An 18,173-nucleotide genomic window follows, 5' to 3' on the forward strand; every position below is an offset into this window, starting at 1 on the left:
CGTGATCTGTTCACATCGCGGGTAAAGGCTTGGACATAATCATCTGCGGGTCTAAGCACGATCTCCTCTGGCCGTCCGACCTGCACCAGCTTGCCGTCTTTCAGGATCGCGATCCTGTCGCCGATCTTAAGCGCCTCGTCCAGATCATGGGTAATGAACACGATGGTCTTGTGAAGCTCCGCCTGAAGCTTCATCAGCTCATCCTGCATGTCAGACCGTATCAATGGATCAAGGGCGGAGAAAGCCTCATCCATCAGCAAGACTTCCGGATCGGTGGCAAGTGCCCGGGCAAGGCCGACACGTTGCTGCATGCCGCCCGATAGTTGATCAGGATATTTGGCCTCATACCCCGCCAGACCCACACGTTCGATCCATTTAGATGCGGCGGCTTCGCGTTCCTTGCGCGCAGTACCCTGGATTTCGAGCCCATAGGCAACGTTATCCATCACGTTGCGATGGGGAAGCAGGCCAAAGCGCTGAAACACCATGCCAAGCCGCTTGCGGCGAAAGGCATTCAGGGTCGGAATATCCATCGCAAGGATATCTTCGCCACCAAATGATACTTCGCCCGCTGTCGGATCAATCAGGCGATTAAGATGGCGAATAAGCGTTGATTTCCCCGATCCAGACAAGCCCATGACGACGAAGGTTTCCCCTTGTTCAATCGACAGGGAGACATCGTGAAGACCAACCGTATGACCGGTTTTGGCAAGGATTTCATCCTTGTCTGCACCGCCCTTTACCAGTTCAAGTGCGGATTGCGGATCAGGCCCGAAGATTTTGAAAATATTGCGGATCTCGATGTAACTCATCACGCGTCCTCCGCATCGTGCGATCGTTGTGATCGCTTGCCATAGGCCTGACCGATCCGGTCAAACACCACGGCCAGAAGCACAATCGCAACCCCGGCTTCCATCCCCGCACCAACGTCCAGACGCTGAATACCCATCAGGACCTGTTCCCCCAATCCGCGTGCGCCAATCATCGAGGCAATGACGACCATCGAAATTGACATCATCGTCGTCTGGTTGATCCCGGCCATGATGTTGGGAAGTGCGAGCGGCAACTGCACACCAAACAGGATCTGCTTGCGGCTGGCGCCAAAGGATCGCGACGCTTCAAGCACTTCCTGATCAACAAGCCGGATACCAAGATCGGTCAGGCGCATGACGGGCGGGGCGGCATAGATCACCGTCGCCAGAATGGCCGGAACCTTGCCCAATCCAAACAACATCAGGGCAGGGATCAGATAGACGAAACTCGGCATGGTCTGCATGGTATCAAGGATCGGCAACATGACGGCCCGCAAACGATTGGACATTGCCATGGCAATGCCGACCGGAATGCCAATCAGAACCGATAGCGATGTCGCGACAATCATCAGGGCAAGGGTTTGCATTGCCTTGTCCCAAAGACCCAGCATGCCAATGGCAAACATGGCGATGACCAGCCCGACAACCAGCTTCCAGTTCTTGCTGGCATGCCAGGTGATCGCGGCAATGGCGATCAAGACCACCCACCAGGGTGCACCACGCAAGACCTGCTCGAGTGCCACCAGAACGGTCAGCAAACTGTCGGCAAAGGCCTCAAACGCCGCGCCGTAATTGACCACCAGCCAATCAACAAACTGATTGACCCACTTGCCCAAAGGCACATTCAACTGTTCTGGAAACATGGCGCAATTGGCCCGATCTGCTCAAAAAATCAATGAGCGTAAGAGCCTAACAAGATCACGTGGACCGCGCGACAGTAAATCGAACTATGACTGACATCTCCTGACTTCTTTTGGTAGCCTGTTAATGTGATTGATAATCCAGAGGCCAGCCAAAGCCGTAAATCATAGACAATATTGTTTTCCTGAGAGGTTGCGATGATCACTGTGTTCTTTGATGGAAAATGCGGTTTGTGTTCGCGCGAAATCAATTACTACCGCAATATCGCACCAAAAGGCGTTTTCGAATGGCGCGACGTCACGGAACACGCAGGCGATCTTGAAAAGCACGGCATCTCACTTGTCGAAGGGCTAAAGCAAATGCGTGCCCTAGATTCAGATGGGCGATGGCATGCAGGTGCTGATGCGTTCATTTTGATCTGGCGTCAGCTAGACAGATGGCGTGTTTTGGCAGCGGTTATTGCTCTGCCTGTTATTCGGCAGATCGCAAATCTTGTTTATCGCCTATGGGCCGCATGGCGCTTCAAGCGCCTTACACACTGCCAGTTGGCGGCTTTTGAGGATGGATCCCGGCCGACCTAGTTTATTCAATTATCGTCGTATTTTTCTTGCTAAACAAAACACCCCACAGGATTTCTCCTGTGGGGTATTCGAGTGATTTATTGGTGGTGTTACTTACATCGCGCTTTCAACACGTGCTGCAACATCCGCTGGCACCCAAGCTTTCCAGACGTCCGGCTTGGATTTCAGGAAATGCATCGCTGCCCCATCGGGCTTTTCGTCATTTTCCTGCATGTAGGCCAGCATTTCCGAGACCAGCGCGTTGCTGGTTTCGTAGTTGGTCAGGAAGGTGATCAGGGTTGGTGCAGCGGCTTTGAAGTCGTTGTTCACACCAATCGTGATTGTGCTTTGCGGGTAGGCGGTTGCCTTGGTCGGGTTTTCTTCTGTTTTCAGCGCATCAAAGATCGACTTGTCATAAGCCGGTTCTTCAAGACGCGTGCTGTCATAAAGACCCATCACCCAGGTTGGACCCCAATAGTAATAAAGGGCCGGTTTACCGCGTTTATGCGCCGATGCGATGGCAGCCGAAAGGGCCGCACCGGTGCCCGGGCGGAAGTTGGTGAAGCTGTCATCAAGGTCATAGGCACCAAGCTTGGCCGAATTGACCTTTTCACAGACCCAGCCCGACGGGCAGTTATAAAAACGCCCCTTGCCGGGTTCTTCCGGGTCTTCGAACAGTTCGGTGTATTTCGCCAGATCATCGACTGATTTCAGGTCCGGCGCCATCGGTTCAATGCCGCGTTCGGCATCGCCTTCGATGACATAGCTTGGTACGAACCAGCCTTCGACGGCGTCATCGAAGTTCACCCCGATCTGGCTGACATTGCCGGCTTCTTCGGCCTTGGTCCAGGCTTCGGCAACGTTGTCGCGCCAGATTTCCATGACGATATCAACGTCCCCTTTGCCGGCGCCTGTCAAAAGCGGGATGACATCGCCGGGCAGGGCATCAGTCTGACAGCCATAGCCCTTTTCAATGATGAAGCGGGCAACAGCGTTATGGAAAAGCGCACTGTCGTAATTGAGACCGGCAAACATCACCGGTCGATCAATCTCGCATGTGGCATCTTGCGCGTTTGCGCTTGAATGAGAAGTAAATGCAAGGCCAGCGGCCAAAAGCATTGCGGCTCCGGTAGGCAGGGTTTTCATCCTTCTGTCCCTTCGTGGTTGCGGTCCGGAATCGCATCAAATGCATGGTCGGTGCGGGATGTCCGCAATCGTCGGGAATCCCTCTGGTCCCGACTTGAATATGACCGTGCCCCTGATACAGGTGCTGCAATTCTAGACTTGGCTGTCAAATGCGCGCAACCCCCGGTATGAGATGTCACGTCGACGTGATGTTGAAATCATTGCACAATGCTCCTGACAGAGATGGCAGGAGATGTCAGGTGGTGTGATTTACGGTTGTCGCGGGGATTGGTTTAATTTGTCTGGCTTTGTCGTTATGTTGGGCAAAACACATTACCGGGCATTTTGAATTGAGGGCCGCCATGATGCATTCCAGCCTGTTCGTCTTTGATATCGAAACCGTGCCCGATATTGATGTTTTGCCGCAATTGACCGGTGAAACCGCACCCGATCCGGAAACCGGGCGCAAGATGCTGGAAGACTATCATCTTGAAATCACCAATGGGCGTAATGGCTTCCCGCGTCAGCCGTTTCACAAGGTGGTGGCGATCAGTTTTCTGCGCGCGACCATTCAGCGCGACGGCGATCTTGAAATGTATGAGATCGAAGAACTGCGATCGGGCGGGGAGCTCGCATCCGAGGAAAAAGACCTTGTGAATGGCTTCTTTGCCTATTGCGGCAAGCTGTATCCGCGCTTGGTCAGTTTCAATGGGCGCGGGTTTGATCTGCCGGTTTTGAAATACCGCGCGATGAAGCACGGGGTGTCGGCCCGCTGGCTGCATCAGGCGTCAAACAAGTGGGAAAACTATACGGCACGCTATGCGCCGCATTGGCATTGTGATCTGGCCGAAGTTCTTTCGGATTATGGGGCTTCGGCCCGCACCAAGATGAACGAGGTCTGTGCCGCCCTTGATCTGCCGGGCAAGACCGGGGTGGATGGCAGCAAGGTTTCAGACATGTTTGACAATGGCGAGATTGATGGCATTCGCCGCTATTGCGAGACGGATGTTCTGAATACCTATTTGCTGTATCTGCGCCATGCGCTTCATACCGGGATGACCGATCATGATGGCTATAACCATGCGATCAATCTGACCGTGGGCTGGCTTGAAGAACGGGCAGGCGACATTCCCGCCTATCAGGAATTCCTCGATGCCTGGAAGCAATCGAGTGGCGGGTCGTTTAATGTGCTTTGATATGGCCCAACGTTGAGCCCAAGCATGACATCAGAAGTGAAGTCCGTCACATTTTGACACCCTGTCTAGCAAATTTGTGTTGAATTAAATGCGAGTTGATCTTAATTGCATTGAATATGCAAGTGAGTTGCAACGTCAGTACGTTTCAACGTGTACCCAAATCCAACAGGGTCAAATTCAACAGGGATCGTTCAAATGGATATCAAGAAACTCGTCGGTGGTGCGGTATTCGGCGCAACAGCGATGGCTGCGACAACCGCGATGGCACAGGAAGTTAATGTCTATTCCCTGCGTCAGGAATTTCTGGTCGAACCGCTTTTTGAAAAGTTCACCGCTGAAACCGGCATCGACGTCAATGTGATCTTTGCTGAAAAAGGTTTGGTTGAACGTATCAAGCAGGAAGGCGCGAACAGCCCGGCCGATATCCTGATGACCGTCGATATCAGTCGTATCCAGCAGGCCGTTGACGCCGGTGTGACCGAAGCGGTTTCAAACGATACCTTGGCCTCCAATATCCCGGCCCATCTGCGCGATCCGGAAGGCCATTGGTTTGCCCTGACCCAGCGTGGTCGCGCGATCTATGCCTCCAAGGAGCGCGTGGCAGAAGGCGAGATCACGTCTTACGAAGACCTTGCCGACCCGAAATGGGAAGGGCGCATCTGCACCCGTTCCGGCACGCATGTTTATAACGTTGCGCTGTTTGCCTCGATGATCGCCGTTCATGGCGAGGAAAAAGCCAAGGAATGGTTGCAGGGTCTTAAGAATAATCTGGCGCGCAAGCCGCAGGGCAATGACCGCGCACAGGTCAAGGCGATCAAGGAAGGCGTTTGCGATCTTTCGATCGGCAACACCTATTACTACGGCAAGATGCTCGACAATGAAGAACAGCGTCCTTGGGCCGAGGCCGTGAACCTTGTCTTCCCGAATCAGGATGGTCGTGGCATGTCGATGAACATTTCGGGCATGAGCCTGATTGCCGATGCGCCGAACCGCGAAAACGCCATCAAGCTGATGGAATTCCTGGCCGGTGATGTTGCGCAGGGCATCTATGCTGAGGTCAATTACGAATATCCGGTCAAACCGGGCGTCGAGTGGGCCGAAAATGTGAAGTCCTGGGGCACTTTCAAGGCCGATGAAGTATCGCTGGCCGAGATTGCCCGCCTGAGCCCGGATGCGATCAAGATGGTCGATGAGATCGGTTATAACGAATAGTCAAACCGACTGAGTTTGATGAGCTTTTTGAAAGGGGTGGTGTAATGCCACCCCTTTTTTCAGTTTGGGTACGCCATCGCCGGCCGGATGCGGTCGCGCATTCGTGACTTCGGGTATGGCTCTTATGTGGTTTTCTTGCTTGCAAAAGGCGGGGCGGGCCCTTTAATTTCGGCCACAGCAAATACAAATCATTCCTAATTGCTGTGCGACCTGCAGCTGATCCAAACGAGGCATTTATGATTTCTCTGCGCAAAACCGTTCTTGGTCTTGTTGTTTCCGCGATGGGGTTGTCCATGTTCCCCACCGCCCATGCCGCAGAGGAAGTTAATGTCTATTCGCTTCGACAGCCCTTTCTGATCGAACCGATGTTCAAACGCTTCACCGAGGAAACAGGAATTCGCGTCAATACGCTTTTCTCGCAAAGTGGACTGGTGGAGCGCATCAAGCACGAAGGGCGCAATACCCCGGCCGATCTGCTGTTGACCGTTGATGTCGGCCGCATTCAGGATGCAGTCGATGCCGACATCGCCCAGCCGATCGAAAGTGCCGTTCTGGACGCCAATATCCCCGATCAGTTCCGCGATGAAGAAAAGCTTTGGGTCGGGATGACCACGCGTGCACGCGTGCTTTATACCTCGCTTGATCGGGTGGAGCCGGACGCCATCACCACCTATGAAGAGCTTGCTGATCCGAAATGGAAGGGGCGCATTTGTGTGCGTTCGGCCATGCATGTTTATAACATTGCCCTGATCGCCTCGATGATTGCCCACCATGGCGAAGAAGAGACCAAAACCTGGCTGAGTGCGGTTAAGGACAATCTGGCGCGCAAGCCGCAAGGCGGGGATACCGACCAGATCGAGGCGGTGTCACAGGGCGTCTGTGATGTGGCGATCGGCAATTCATACTATTACGGCAAGATGCTGGATGATCCGAACAAGGCCGATGCCGCCAAGCAGGTGCGCATCGTCTTCCCCAATCAGGGGGATCGCGGCACGCATGTGAATATTTCCGGTGTGGCGCTGATGAAATATGCGCCGAACAAGGAAAACGCCATCAAGCTGGTGGAATTCCTTTCAAGTGCCGAAGCCCAGCACATGTATGCCGATATCAATTTCGAATATCCGGTCAAACCGGGGGTCGCCTGGTCCGAAAGGGTTCGGGCCTGGGGCACGTTCGTTCATGATGATTTGCCGCTCAATACGGTTGCGGCCAATCGTGGGGCGGCGATCCGTCTGATTGATGAAGTCGGCTTTAACGAGTAGACCGCACGCCCATCCCAAGGTATCAAGACCGGCCAACCCGCACAGGGTGGCATGATCCGCGACGCAGGAAACGGAAACAGCCTTGAACAACGCTTGCCAGACGCCAGAGGAAGAGGATATCCGGCCCGCCGCCGTGACGGAGACCTTTGACCCGATGCGTGCACCATCCGGGCGCACGGCAATGCGTTGGTTGCCGCGTGGTCAGTCGGCTGTCTGGTTGATCGGGGCGTTTATCGTTGCGGCGATGGTGGCAGCACCGATTGTAGCCGTGGCGTGGATTGCGTTGTTCCCGACCGAGAATATCTGGCCGCATCTGGCTTCAACCATGTTGCCAAGGTACCTTAAAAACACCGGCATTCTGATGCTGGGCGTTGGCATCGGGGTGACCTTGATCGGGGTTGCCTCGGCGTGGGTTGTGACCATGTGCCGACTTCCGGGCAAGCGTTTCTTTGAATGGGCGATGCTGCTGCCCATGGCGGTCCCGGCTTATATCGTGGCCTATGTCTATACCGATCTTCTGGAATATGCCGGGCCGGTGCAGGGGATGCTGCGCGATATGTTTGGCTGGCAATCGGCGGCTGATTACTGGTTCCCCGATATTCGCACCAAGGGCGGTGCGATCATTGTGCTTAGCCTGACGCTGTATCCTTATGTTTACATGCTCGCACGTGCAGCCTTCCTGTCGCAATCGATCTGCGCGATTGAAGCCGCCCGTATTCTGGGACGGAGTGCCTGGAGTTCGTTTCTTACGGTCGCGTTGCCGTTGGCGCGACCGGCAATTGTTGTTGGCGTTGTGATTGCGTTGATGGAAACGCTCAATGACTTTGGCACGATTGATTTCTTTGCCGTGCATACCCTGACGGCCGGTATTTTTAATGTCTGGCTTGGTATGGGAAATGCCGGTGGTGCTGCCCAGATTGCCCTGACCATGCTGGCTGTTGTGATCGCATTGATGGTGATTGAGCGCTATTCACGTCGCCGCCAGCGTTTCCATGACACCACCAGCCGTTTTCAGGAACTCCCGGGCTATGAACTGAGCCCGCTTGCCAAGGCCGGGGCGTTGGCGGTTTGTATCCTGCCGATTGTGCTGGGCTTTGTCGTGCCGTCGCTGGTGCTGATTTATTATTCCATTGGCTATTTTGATCAAAGCTGGACGGCGGATTTCTTTGAAATTGCCGGTAACAGCCTTTTGGTATCCGGGCTTGCGACACTTGTTGCCGTTGGCTGCGCGATATTCATGGCCTATGCGCTGCGCCTGTTCCCGCAACCGCTTTTGAAATTCTGTGTCCGTCTTTCATCGGTCGGCTATGCCGTGCCGGGCGCGGTTCTGGCCATCGGTGTTTTGATCCCGTTTGCACGGTTTGACAACGCGTTGGACGCGGTGATGCGCGATACCTTCGGCATATCGACCGGGTTGCTGCTAAGCGGGACGGTATTCGCGTTGGTCTTTGCCTATGCAGTGCGGTTCATGGCGGTATCCTATGGCTCGATCGAAGCTGCCCTTGGCAAGGTTCGGCCAAGCATGGATGATGCGGCGCGCACCTTGGGCGAAAGCCCTTGGGGAACGCTAAAGCGCATTCACTTCCCGATGGTGCGTGGTGGCATTTTGGCGGCATCGGTGCTGGTCTTTGTCGATGGCATGAAGGAACTGCCAGCAACGCTTATTTTGCGTCCGTTCAATTTTGATACACTGGCCACCCATGTCTATCAGTTCGCCAAGGATGAAATGATTGAACATGCTGCCCTTGGGGCGCTAACCATTGTGCTTGTCGGTGTGGTGCCGGTGATTATGCTGAGCCGTGCAATTTCAAAATCCCGTCCGGGGCATAGCGGACAATCCTGATGCGTCCCGCCGATGATCGGGCTATCCTGATTGCGGATGGGAATACAAAACAAGATCAAGGGCGGCAGGAAACTTTCGGAATGCAAACAATCAAACCGGGACTGACAACACTTTCCAATGCGCTCGACATTGCCTTTGCCGAAGTGCCGGTGATGACGCCATCCGAAGAACGCCCGATCAGTGATTGCTACGGTGCGATTTTGCGCAAGGACGTCATTGCGCGGATTTCTGTGCCGTCGGTAGATAACTCGGCAATGGATGGCTACGCCCTGCGTCATGCCGATCTGGCCGCAATAGACGGCCCGGTTTCGGTCGTTGGTGCATCGTTGGCTGGCCACCCTTATGACGGAACCCTGCCAATGGGATGCGCGATCCGTATTGCGACGGGGGCAGCGATCCCCGATGGCGCGGATTGCGTGATCATTCAGGAAAATGTCAAAGCCAATGCCGATGAAACCATCATTGAAATTGATGCCGACGTGATCGCACGCACAAGTTTGCATCAAAATATCCGCTGGCTGGGTGAAGACATCAAAACCGGTGATACAGTTTTGAAGGCAGGCACAATCCTGCGCCCACAGGATATTGCGATTGCGGCCGGGCAGGGATTTGGCAGCTTGTCGGTTGCGCGGCCCCTTAAAGTTGCTGTCTTCTCCACCGGAGATGAACTGGCCAAGCCCGGTGATCCGTTGCCGCCGGGGGGCATTTATGATTCCAACCGGTTTGCAATGATCGGGATGTTGCGGTCCATAGGTTGCGAGGTCACAGACCTTGGATTGCTGACTGATAATTTTGATGTGTTGCAAAACGCGTTGTCGAGCGCGGCAAAGTCGCATGACGTGATCATGACATCTGGCGGTGTTTCGGTCGGCAAGGCCGATCTTCTGAAACCGGTGGTCGACAGCCTTGGTGAAATCACCGCCTGGAAGCTTGCGATCAAGCCCGGCAAGCCTTTGATGCGCGGCAAGATCGGTGATTGTCTGGTGATCGGGCTTCCGGGGAACCCGGTATCAGTCCTGGTCTCAGGGTTGCTCTATGTTTTGCCATTGCTGCGCCATGCGATGGGCGCGGATCATTCCAAATTGGCGCCAACACGTATCCCGGTCCGTGCCGGGTTTGATTTCAGGCGTGGCACCGAACGCAGGGAATGGTTGCGTGCGCGTCTGGTGCAGAATGATGACGGCGAATTCGAAACGATTGCTTTTTCTTCGACCAGTTCAGGGATGCTGTCATCAATGGTCTGGGCCGAAGGTCTGATTGAACTGCCGGAAAATTGCGGACAGGTCTCCAAGGGAGATCAGGTTCTTTATTTGCCGCTGCAAGGCCTGCAGTGACTTCATCAAAAATGATCCACATCATTGCAAACGAACATGGTTTGCCGGACTGTTGGATCGTTTCCAATCCGCGAAAGTGAATAGAATGACGATATCGGTGACGTTTTGTGGTGCTGCTGGTGGGGTGACCGGGTCTTGCTATTTTTTGCAGACCGATCAGGGCAATTTTCTTGTCGATTGCGGTATGTTCCAGGGCAGCAAAACCGTCCGTGAATTGAACTATGGCAAGTTCCCGTTTGAGGCGGACCGGATTTCGGCTGTGTTGCTGACGCATGCGCATATTGACCATACCGGCCTGGTGCCCAAGCTGGTCAAGGCCGGGTTTGGCGGGCCGATTTATGCGACGGAGCCGACCTGTGATCTTCTGACCTATATGTTGCCGGACTCGGGATACATTCAGGAAAGCGAAGTCGAACGTCTGAACCGTCGCAATGCGCGGCGCGGTCGTCCGGAAGTCACCCCGATCTACACCCGTGAAGACGCGGAAAATACGCTTTCGCAGCTCAAGACTGTCGACTATCACGAATGGTTGCCGGTGATCGACGGCGTGCGGGCGCGATTCTGGGATGCGGGGCATCTTCTTGGTTCCGCGTCGATCGAGGTGGAGATTGAGAACGGCGACAAAGACGGTAAACCGACAAGATTGCTGTTCTCGGGTGATGTTGGAACCGGTGAGGCCGTATTCAACGAAGCGCCCGAGGCCCCGACGGGGGTCGACTATCTGTTTGTCGAAACCACCTATGGCGATCGTAACCGTCCGGTGATGACCGACGAAGAACGCCGCGAGATGCTGCGCAAGGAAGTTCAGGATGCGCTGGGCAATGGCGGCAATCTGGTTATTCCGAGTTTTGCCGTTGCCAGAACGCAAGAGTTGCTTGTTGATCTTGCGCATCTTTTCAACCGCGGCCAGTTGCCACCGGCAAATGTCTTTGTCGATAGCCCCTTGGCGCAACGTGCGACCGATGTATTTGCCAAACACCTGAAGCGCGGCGACGCACAGGCGCTGTCGCATCCGAAGTTCCATATGGTGCCGGATGTTCAGGCCAGTAAGCAGCTCGCACAGGTCACCAGCGGTGCGATCATTATTTCCGCAAGTGGCATGTGCGATGCCGGTCGCATTCGCTATCATCTGAAGAACAACCTGTGGCGGCCTAATTGCACTGTGCTTCTGGTCGGTTTTCAGGCGGCGGGCTCTTTCGGGCGTGTTTTGCAGGGCGGGGCAAAACATGTGCGGATCCACGGCGATGAAATCGAAGTGCGTGCCCGTATTCGGACGTTGGACGTTTATTCCGGCCACGCCGATCAGGACATGCTTTTGCAATGGACCAAGAACCGCTTGCCAGTCGCGCGTCAGATTTTCCTCACCCACGGTGAAGAAGGCGCACGTGCGGCATTCCGCGAAGTTCTGATGGCGCACGGCATCGAGGAAAAGCAGATTTCCATGCCGATGCTTGATGATACGGTCACCCTCAAGAAGGGCAAAGGCCAACCGGCTATTCCGCAGGCACGTCTTTCGGGTGAAGAACTCTCGCGCGATGACTGGCATAATCTTTATGCAGGTACAGTAACTGCGCTTTCGGAAAAACTTCGTTCGCTTGAAACCGCGGAAGAAAGAAAAGAGATGCTCGAAAAAGTCTTGCGCGATATCGGTTCAGTATGAGAGCAATTGTCCAGGAGCTGAAAGAAGGGCGCAAACCCCGACTTCACGGATTTACTTGCCATAAACAAAGAACCTGTCACCCTGTTTATGGGTTGTGCGGGGAACTGAGATCACTACGCATACGGGCGGGGATATGTCAATCGTAGGGAATTCCGGATATCGGGTTCTGATATACAGCCATGATACCTTTGGGCTTGGGCATTTGCGCCGTTGCCGTACGATTGCGCATGCCCTGGTATCGCATCGCGATGATGTATCTGTACTGATTTTGTCAGGCTCGCCGATTATCGGCAGCTTTGAATTCCGCTCGCGCGTGGACTTTGTCCGCATTCCGGGCGTGATCAAGCTGTCGAATGGCGAATATACTTCGCTTAACCTTAATATCGATGTCGACCAGATTCTGGCGATGCGAGAATCGATTATCCAGCATACAGCCGATGTGTTTAACCCGGATATCTTTATCGTTGATAAAGAACCGCTTGGCTTGCGCGGCGAGGTCGAGTCTACCTTGCAGATGTTGCGCCATCGTCGCACCCGTTTGGTGATGGGCTTGCGCGATGTGATGGATGATCCCGTGAACCTGCGCGAAGAATGGGACCGCAAGCAATGCGTTCCGGCCTTGGCAAATCTCTATGACGAAATCTGGGTCTATGGCCTCAAGGAAATCTGTAATCCGCTCGAAGGGATCGACTTGCCCCCGGGCGTTGAAGAAAAGATGTCCTATACCGGCTATCTGCCACGTACTGCCACTCGCAGACCCGCACCCGAGCACGGGGCGCTTGGTCTTGAAGAACCGTATTATCTGGTAACGACAGGCGGTGGCGGGGACGGCGTCAATCTGGTCGATTGGGTGATTAGCGCCTATGAAACCGATCCGGACATTCCGGTGCCGTCGCTGGTTGTTCTCGGACCCTTTATGGGGCCGACACAGCAAAACGAATTCATGAAGCGTGCGGAAAAGATCGACAAACTGTCGGTCATTACCTTTGATGCCAATGTCGAAGTGTTGATGCACAAGTCGGCCGGCGTGATCGGCATGGGCGGTTACAACACCTTCTGCGAGATCCTGTCCTTTGATAAACCGGCCGTTATCGTGCCGCGTACTGTGCCGCGTCTTGAACAGTATGTTCGCGCTGCGGCGGCAGAAAAGCTTGGTCTGGTCAGAATGCTGACCGAAGACGGTGGTCGCGATCCGCGCGAAATGGCCGACGCACTGCGTGGTCTGATACATCAGCCAAAACCGTCACATGTGACTGTTCCAAACCTTATGGGCGGACTGGATCGCGTTGGCGAATTGGTTGATCGCTGGCTTCCGCCACAAATGGCCGCAGAATAATTCATCGGGAATAGATTTGATGGTACGCGACAATCTGGCAATCGTGGTGAAGGGTTATCCGCGATTGTCGGAGACCTTTATCGCCCAGGAAATTTTGGGTATTCAGCAGGCAGGCATTCCCTATCGGATTGTGTCGCTGCGCCATCCAACCGACAAAAAACGCCATCCGATCAATGATCGCATTACAGGTGCGGTCGATTATCTCCCGGAATATGTCTATCAGGAACCGATGCGGGTTTTGCGTGGCTGGCTTAAGGCCCGCAAGATGCCGGGATATCGTCGTGCCCTGAATATCTGGTGGCAGGATTACCGCCGGGACCGCACTGCCAATCGCGCGCGACGACTTGCCCAGGCCATGGTGATGGCCGCCGAGCTGCCCGATGATGTGACCCGCATCTATGCCCACTTCCTGCATACCCCGGCATCTGTGGCGCGCTATTGCGCGATCATGCGCGGTTTGCCGTGGTCCTGTTCGGCGCATGCCAAGGATATCTATACAAGTCAGGACTGGGACATGCGCGAAAAGCTGCGCGATATGGATTGGCTGGTGACCTGTACAAGCGCCAATGTCGATTACCTTCGTAAACTTGCTGAGGATCCGGATAAAGTTAATCTGCTCTATCACGGACTGGATTTTTCGCGTTTCCCCGAAGACCTTCCAGAAAGACCTCTGCGCGATGGGACGGATGCCGATAACCCGGTAAGGATCCTGTCGGTCGGGCGACTGGTGGGCAAGAAGGGCTATGACGACCTTCTGCGCGCCTTGGCCAAGTTGCCAGCCGACCTTCATTGGCGGTTCGTTCATATTGGTGGCGGCGATGGTGAAAAATATCAAAAACTTGCAACGGAGCTCGGCATAGCGGACCGCTGTGACTGGCAAGGGGCGCGTGATCAGAAAGAAGTTATCGCGGCATGTCAGTCGTCCGATTTGTTCGTACTGGCCAGCCGGATTGAGAAGGATGGTGATCGCGACGGGCTGCCAAACGTTCTGATGGAAGCGCAGCTTTGCGGACTTGCTGCGGTTTCGACTGCAATTTCGGCCATTCCTGAACTGATTAAAGACGGCGTAAACGGCAAACTTGTGCCCGAACGTGATCCGGATGCACTTGCGAGTGCGCTGAAAGCCTTGATCACTGATCCCCGTCTTCGAGAAACCATGGGTCGTAAGGGCAATGAGATTGTGCGTCGTGATTTCTCGTTCTATCGCGGCATGAAGGAACTGGCGGAACGTTTCGGTGTTAACTCCCAGTCCGACGAACAGGCTGCAATCCCCGCCGAACAACCCGCCGCAGAGTAGGAGGCACGCACTTGCAGGTTGCCTTTTACGCCCCGCTAAAGCCGACTGACCATCCTGTTCCGTCGGGTGACCGCCTGATTGCCCGCATGCTGTGTGAAGCCCTTCAGTCAGCAGGTATGAAGGTCGATATTGCTGCCCGCCTTCGTAGCCGCGTTGCTGATGGCAATGTCCTTAAGCAGGCGCGGCTTGCCGAACTGGGTACCAAACTTGCTGCCCGTTTAGTGCGCCAGTACCAATCGGGGTTCCGTCCCAAACCGGATATCTGGTTTACCTATCATATTTATTACAAGGCACCGGACTGGATCGGGCCGATTGTCGCCGATGCGCTGGGTATCCCGTATGTGGTGGCCGAAGCATCCTTTGCCCCAAAGCGTGCAAACGGGCCATGGGGACAAAGCCATCTGGCAGTCGAGACAGCAATTAGGCAGGCGGATGCAGTTTTCTCACTCAATCGGGTCGATATGGAATGCCTTGCACAGGTCTGCCAACCGGATCGTCTGCACTTCCTGCCGCCCTTTACACGTGTCGCGTCATGGCATGTCGGACAGCGGGTAGCAATCAATCCAGAATGGGTGCGGTTGGTGACAACCGCAATGATGCGCGATGGTGACAAACTGAAATCCTATGCGCTTTTGGCAGACGCACTGGGTCGCCTCAGGCGCAATGGTGTTGATAACTGGCACCTGACAGTGATTGGTGATGGCCCAGCGCGTCAGGAGGTCGAGGACCTTTTTGAAGAACATGGACTTGGTGAAGACAAGGTTTCACTAGTGGGCCTGAAAACACCGGAACAAACCAAAGATATTCTCGCGCAGTCAGATTTGTTCGTATGGCCCGCGATCAATGAAGCCTTCGGAATGGCATTGCTTGAGGCCCAGTCTGCGGGGCTTCCGGTTCTGGCGGGGGATACTGGCGGTGTGTCGGGTATTGTTTCATCCGGTGTGACCGGGTGGCTTGTGCCTGTTGGTGATGTCGATGCTTTTTCAGACCGTTTAGCGGAATGCCTTGGGGCGGATATTGCCGTACTGCGCGATATAGGTGCCGCTGGCGCATCGAAAGCAGCGCAGCATCACACGCTTGAAGCCGCAGCTGATCTTTTATCCACCACATTCAAGAAAATCATCCCGGGTCACGTTTCGTCACAAAACGGGCAGGGTTTGGTATGAAACAGATCCGTTTTGCATTGCTTCGCCACGGTGTCACGGCCTGGAATACCGAAAAGCGCATTCAGGGACGGACAGATATCTCAATCAGGCCCGAGACAGCTGCTTGGTATCGCCAGCACCGCTTGCCCGCCATGTGGGCCAATGTTCCGTGGTTTTCTTCGCCCTTGTCCCGGACACGTGAAACTGCAGATGCGCTTGGGATCAGAACCGTTGCCACTGAGCCCGCGTTCATTGAAATGGACTGGGGTACGTGGGAGGGCCAAAAACTGTCGGATCTTCGTGCAAGGATGGGGGAAGACCTTCGCGCCAATGAAGACCGTGGATGGGATTTTCTCCCAGATGATGGCGAAAGCCCGCGTGATGTCTTGAACCGGGTTGCGACATTTCTAAAGGATTGCGACCTGCCGGAATTTGGTGCGGTCACCCATAAGGGCGTGATACGTGCTGTCTATGCTGCAGCACGTGGATGGGACATGATGGGCAAAATTCCAGACAAACTCGATTGGCACTGTTTGCAGGTGTTTCAGTATACTGATGAGGCCGGGCTCTCTGTTGAAGCACTCAATGTGCCGCTTGCGCCTGCGCAGGAGTCTGCGTGATGAGTGACGTCATGGTTTATGTTCAGCACTTGCTTGGCATTGGTCACGTCCGCCGTATGGCGTTGATCAATCAGGCGCTTCGCGATAAAGGGCTTGGCGTCACGGTCGTAAGCGGCGGTGTGCCCGATGACAGCCTTGATTTCGCGGCCAATGAAGTTGTTCAGCTTTCCCCGTGCAAAACATCCGATACTGGTTTCTCTGGGCTTGTCGATCCGGAAGGGAACGCCTTGGGGGACGATTGGCAGGAAGAACGTAAAAGACAACTCCTGACCGCGTTTAAGGAAACCGCGCCGAAACTGCTTCTGGTCGAAATGTTCCCATTCGGGCGCCGCGCATTTCGCTTCGAGTTGATCCCGCTATTTGACGCGGCGGTTGAGGCAGGCATTCCGATCATTTGTTCTGTCAGAGACCTTTTGGTGCGTAAAAAAGACATCGGCAAAACGCGATGGATGCGTGATACCGCGCGTAAATATCTTGATGCGGTTCTGGTGCATGGTGATCCGCAACTGTTTGGTTTTGATCGCAGCTTTGAGTTCGCCGACGATATATCGGACCTGATCGCCTACACGGGATATGTCGCACCAAAGGTTGCCAATGACGTCTCGGATGGTGTTGAGGCAGATCGTAGCGGTGTTCTCGTTTCTGCTGGCGGTGGTGCCGTCGGGGCTGAACTGATCAGGCTTGCAATTTCTGCCCGCGCGCATTCGCAAAAATATAGCGACGCTATTTGGGATATTGTCTCTGGGCCGCATTTTCCCTCAGATCAGTTCGATATTTTGCGCGGCCAGTTGCCCGACGGTGTGATCCTGCATCGGTTCTTGCCCGATTTCCGTGAACGGATGGCGCGTGCCGCCGTTTCCGTTTCACAGGCCGGATACAACACGCTGATGGATGTGTTGGCGACACGAACGCCAGCGGTCATGGTGCCTTTTGCGGAAGGCGGCGAAAGCGAGCAAACCGAACGTGCAGAAGTCCTTGCCAATGAAGGGGTTATTTCCCTGCTTGATCTTGATGGCCTGTCTGCGCAATCATTAGCAAAACAAATAGATAACGCCAGACAGCCAAGCGGGATTAAAATCGCGCTGGATGGCGCAAAAAGAACTGCGTCAATCATCGCAGAAAAGATCAAAGGGCAGGCATGAGCAGCTGGGACCAATTACGCGCAGAGCTTGATCTGTGGCAGTCGGAAGACCGGATTGCCACCGCGTGGTGGCGTGACGACGATGCTGTTTCTGTTACCCCGGCGCTTGAGACGCTTCTGCGTTTCGAACAAGACTATAAAGTGCCACTCGCCCTTGCGGTTATTCCGGCGGCTTTGCAGGATGACCTTGTCGAACGTCTTGTCGAGACGCTTGATACACGTGTGTTGCAGCATGGCTGGTCCCACCAGAACCACATGCCAGAGGGACGCAAGAAACAGGAACTCGATGACGTGCGCGATATTGGCGATGTCGTTGCCGATCTGCGCCATGGGTTTTCGGTTCTGCAATCGCGTTTTGGCAATCGTTTCTTGCCGGTCCTGGTGCCGCCATGGAACCGGGTGGCCGAAGATGTCGTGGCGGCTTTGCATTCCCTTGGCTTTTGCGGGATCAGCACATTCAATGCCCGCAAGGCGGCAGAGCCGTACAAAGGCATCATGCAGGTCAACACGCATGTTGACGTCATTGATTGGCGTGGAATACGCGGTTTTGTTGGCGAAGACGCGGCACTTGGCGCGATGATTGAACATCTGGCGGCGCGGCGAACAGGGCAGGTCGACGCGGATGAGCCGACGGGCATTCTGACCCATCATCTTGTCCATGACGAGGCCACCACGAAGTTCCTTGATAATCTGTTTTCTATGGACCATTCAGCCTTGCGCTGGTTGAGAATACCTGGAGTATTTCCATGGCAATAAGGCCAAAACAACA

At 54.6% G+C, this 18,173-nt stretch carries 16 protein-coding genes; 13 read left to right on the top strand and 3 right to left on the bottom strand.

Translation table 11 applies throughout. From position 1 onward, the window contains the following. Together B2T33_RS12535 and B2T33_RS12540 are read right to left on the bottom strand one after the other, a co-directional pair. Positions 1-812: quaternary amine ABC transporter ATP-binding protein (locus B2T33_RS12535; protein ID WP_286792184.1), on the bottom strand; the 812-nt coding region annotated here is incomplete at its 3' end. After that, positions 812-1,675 carry an ABC transporter permease gene (locus tag B2T33_RS12540; RefSeq protein WP_064780883.1) on the bottom strand — a complete coding sequence of 288 codons (864 nt, stop codon included), beginning with the start codon at positions 1,673-1,675 and terminating at the stop codon, positions 812-814. The genes B2T33_RS12535 and B2T33_RS12540, both read right to left, overlap by 1 nt. A 195-nt stretch (positions 1,676-1,870) precedes the next feature. Between B2T33_RS12540 and B2T33_RS12545 the strand changes: the two genes are divergently transcribed. After that, complete coding sequence (locus tag B2T33_RS12545) at positions 1,871-2,254, top strand: thiol-disulfide oxidoreductase DCC family protein (RefSeq protein WP_197147608.1); 384 nt, start codon at positions 1,871-1,873, stop codon at positions 2,252-2,254. A 93-nt stretch (positions 2,255-2,347) separates the two neighbouring features. Here the strand turns inward: B2T33_RS12545 and B2T33_RS12550 are convergent, their stop codons facing one another. After that, a complete protein-coding gene (locus B2T33_RS12550) occupies positions 2,348-3,379 on the bottom strand; it encodes an ABC transporter substrate-binding protein (protein ID WP_197147607.1) in 1,032 nt (343 codons plus the stop codon). Positions 3,380-3,720: 341 nt separating this feature from the next. Between B2T33_RS12550 and B2T33_RS12555 the strand changes: the two genes are divergently transcribed. The 12 genes from B2T33_RS12555 to B2T33_RS12610 all read left to right on the top strand — a co-directional run bounded on the left by B2T33_RS12555 (position 3,721) and on the right by B2T33_RS12610 (position 18,160). Next, positions 3,721-4,554 (top strand): 3'-5' exonuclease, encoded by an 834-nt coding sequence (locus tag B2T33_RS12555; protein WP_197147606.1) that lies wholly within the window; start codon positions 3,721-3,723, stop codon positions 4,552-4,554. A gap of 195 nt (positions 4,555-4,749) precedes the next feature. Next, positions 4,750-5,766: a Fe(3+) ABC transporter substrate-binding protein gene (locus B2T33_RS12560; protein ID WP_197147605.1), complete on the top strand. Its 1,017-nt coding sequence runs from the start codon at positions 4,750-4,752 to the stop codon at positions 5,764-5,766. A gap of 236 nt (positions 5,767-6,002) precedes the next feature. Next, positions 6,003-7,028, top strand: a complete 1,026-nt coding sequence (locus tag B2T33_RS12565; protein ID WP_197147604.1) for a Fe(3+) ABC transporter substrate-binding protein — start codon at positions 6,003-6,005, stop codon at positions 7,026-7,028. Positions 7,029-7,182: 154 nt separating this feature from the next. After that, positions 7,183-8,871 (top strand): ABC transporter permease, encoded by a 1,689-nt coding sequence (locus B2T33_RS12570; RefSeq protein ID WP_371810700.1) that lies wholly within the window; start codon positions 7,183-7,185, stop codon positions 8,869-8,871. 80 nt (positions 8,872-8,951) lie between these two features. After that, positions 8,952-10,205, top strand: coding sequence for a gephyrin-like molybdotransferase Glp (glp, locus tag B2T33_RS12575; protein ID WP_286792192.1), 1,254 nt, complete (start codon positions 8,952-8,954; stop codon positions 10,203-10,205). A gap of 85 nt (positions 10,206-10,290) precedes the next feature. After that, complete coding sequence (locus tag B2T33_RS12580; protein WP_197147602.1) at positions 10,291-11,865, top strand: MBL fold metallo-hydrolase; 1,575 nt, start codon at positions 10,291-10,293, stop codon at positions 11,863-11,865. 133 nt (positions 11,866-11,998) lie between these two features. Further along, positions 11,999-13,201, top strand: a complete 1,203-nt coding sequence (locus tag B2T33_RS12585) for a glycosyltransferase family protein (RefSeq protein ID WP_063089861.1) — start codon at positions 11,999-12,001, stop codon at positions 13,199-13,201. Positions 13,202-13,220: 19 nt separating this feature from the next. After that, positions 13,221-14,498: a glycosyltransferase family 4 protein gene (locus B2T33_RS12590; RefSeq protein WP_286792198.1), complete on the top strand. Its 1,278-nt coding sequence runs from the start codon at positions 13,221-13,223 to the stop codon at positions 14,496-14,498. Positions 14,499-14,509: 11 nt separating this feature from the next. Beyond that, complete coding sequence (locus B2T33_RS12595; protein ID WP_286792200.1) at positions 14,510-15,664, top strand: glycosyltransferase family 4 protein; 1,155 nt, start codon at positions 14,510-14,512, stop codon at positions 15,662-15,664. Next, positions 15,661-16,263: a histidine phosphatase family protein gene (locus tag B2T33_RS12600; protein ID WP_197147599.1), complete on the top strand. Its 603-nt coding sequence runs from the start codon at positions 15,661-15,663 to the stop codon at positions 16,261-16,263. The genes B2T33_RS12595 and B2T33_RS12600 overlap by 4 nt, the downstream gene beginning before the upstream one ends. After that, positions 16,263-17,405 (top strand): glycosyltransferase family protein, encoded by a 1,143-nt coding sequence (locus B2T33_RS12605; protein WP_197147598.1) that lies wholly within the window; start codon positions 16,263-16,265, stop codon positions 17,403-17,405. Before B2T33_RS12600 ends, B2T33_RS12605 begins: the two co-directional genes overlap by 1 nt. Then, the gene (locus B2T33_RS12610; protein WP_286792205.1) at positions 17,402-18,160 is read left to right on the top strand and encodes a polysaccharide deacetylase family protein; all 759 of its coding nucleotides are present in this window, start codon (positions 17,402-17,404) and stop codon (positions 18,158-18,160) included. The genes B2T33_RS12605 and B2T33_RS12610 overlap by 4 nt, the downstream gene beginning before the upstream one ends. The last annotated feature ends 13 nt before the right edge of the window (positions 18,161-18,173 follow it).

Origin of the sequence: Thalassospira sp. UBA4513, from assembly GCF_002388495.1 — a bacterium.
GTDB classification, from domain to species: domain Bacteria; phylum Pseudomonadota; class Alphaproteobacteria; order Rhodospirillales; family Thalassospiraceae; genus Thalassospira; species Thalassospira tepidiphila.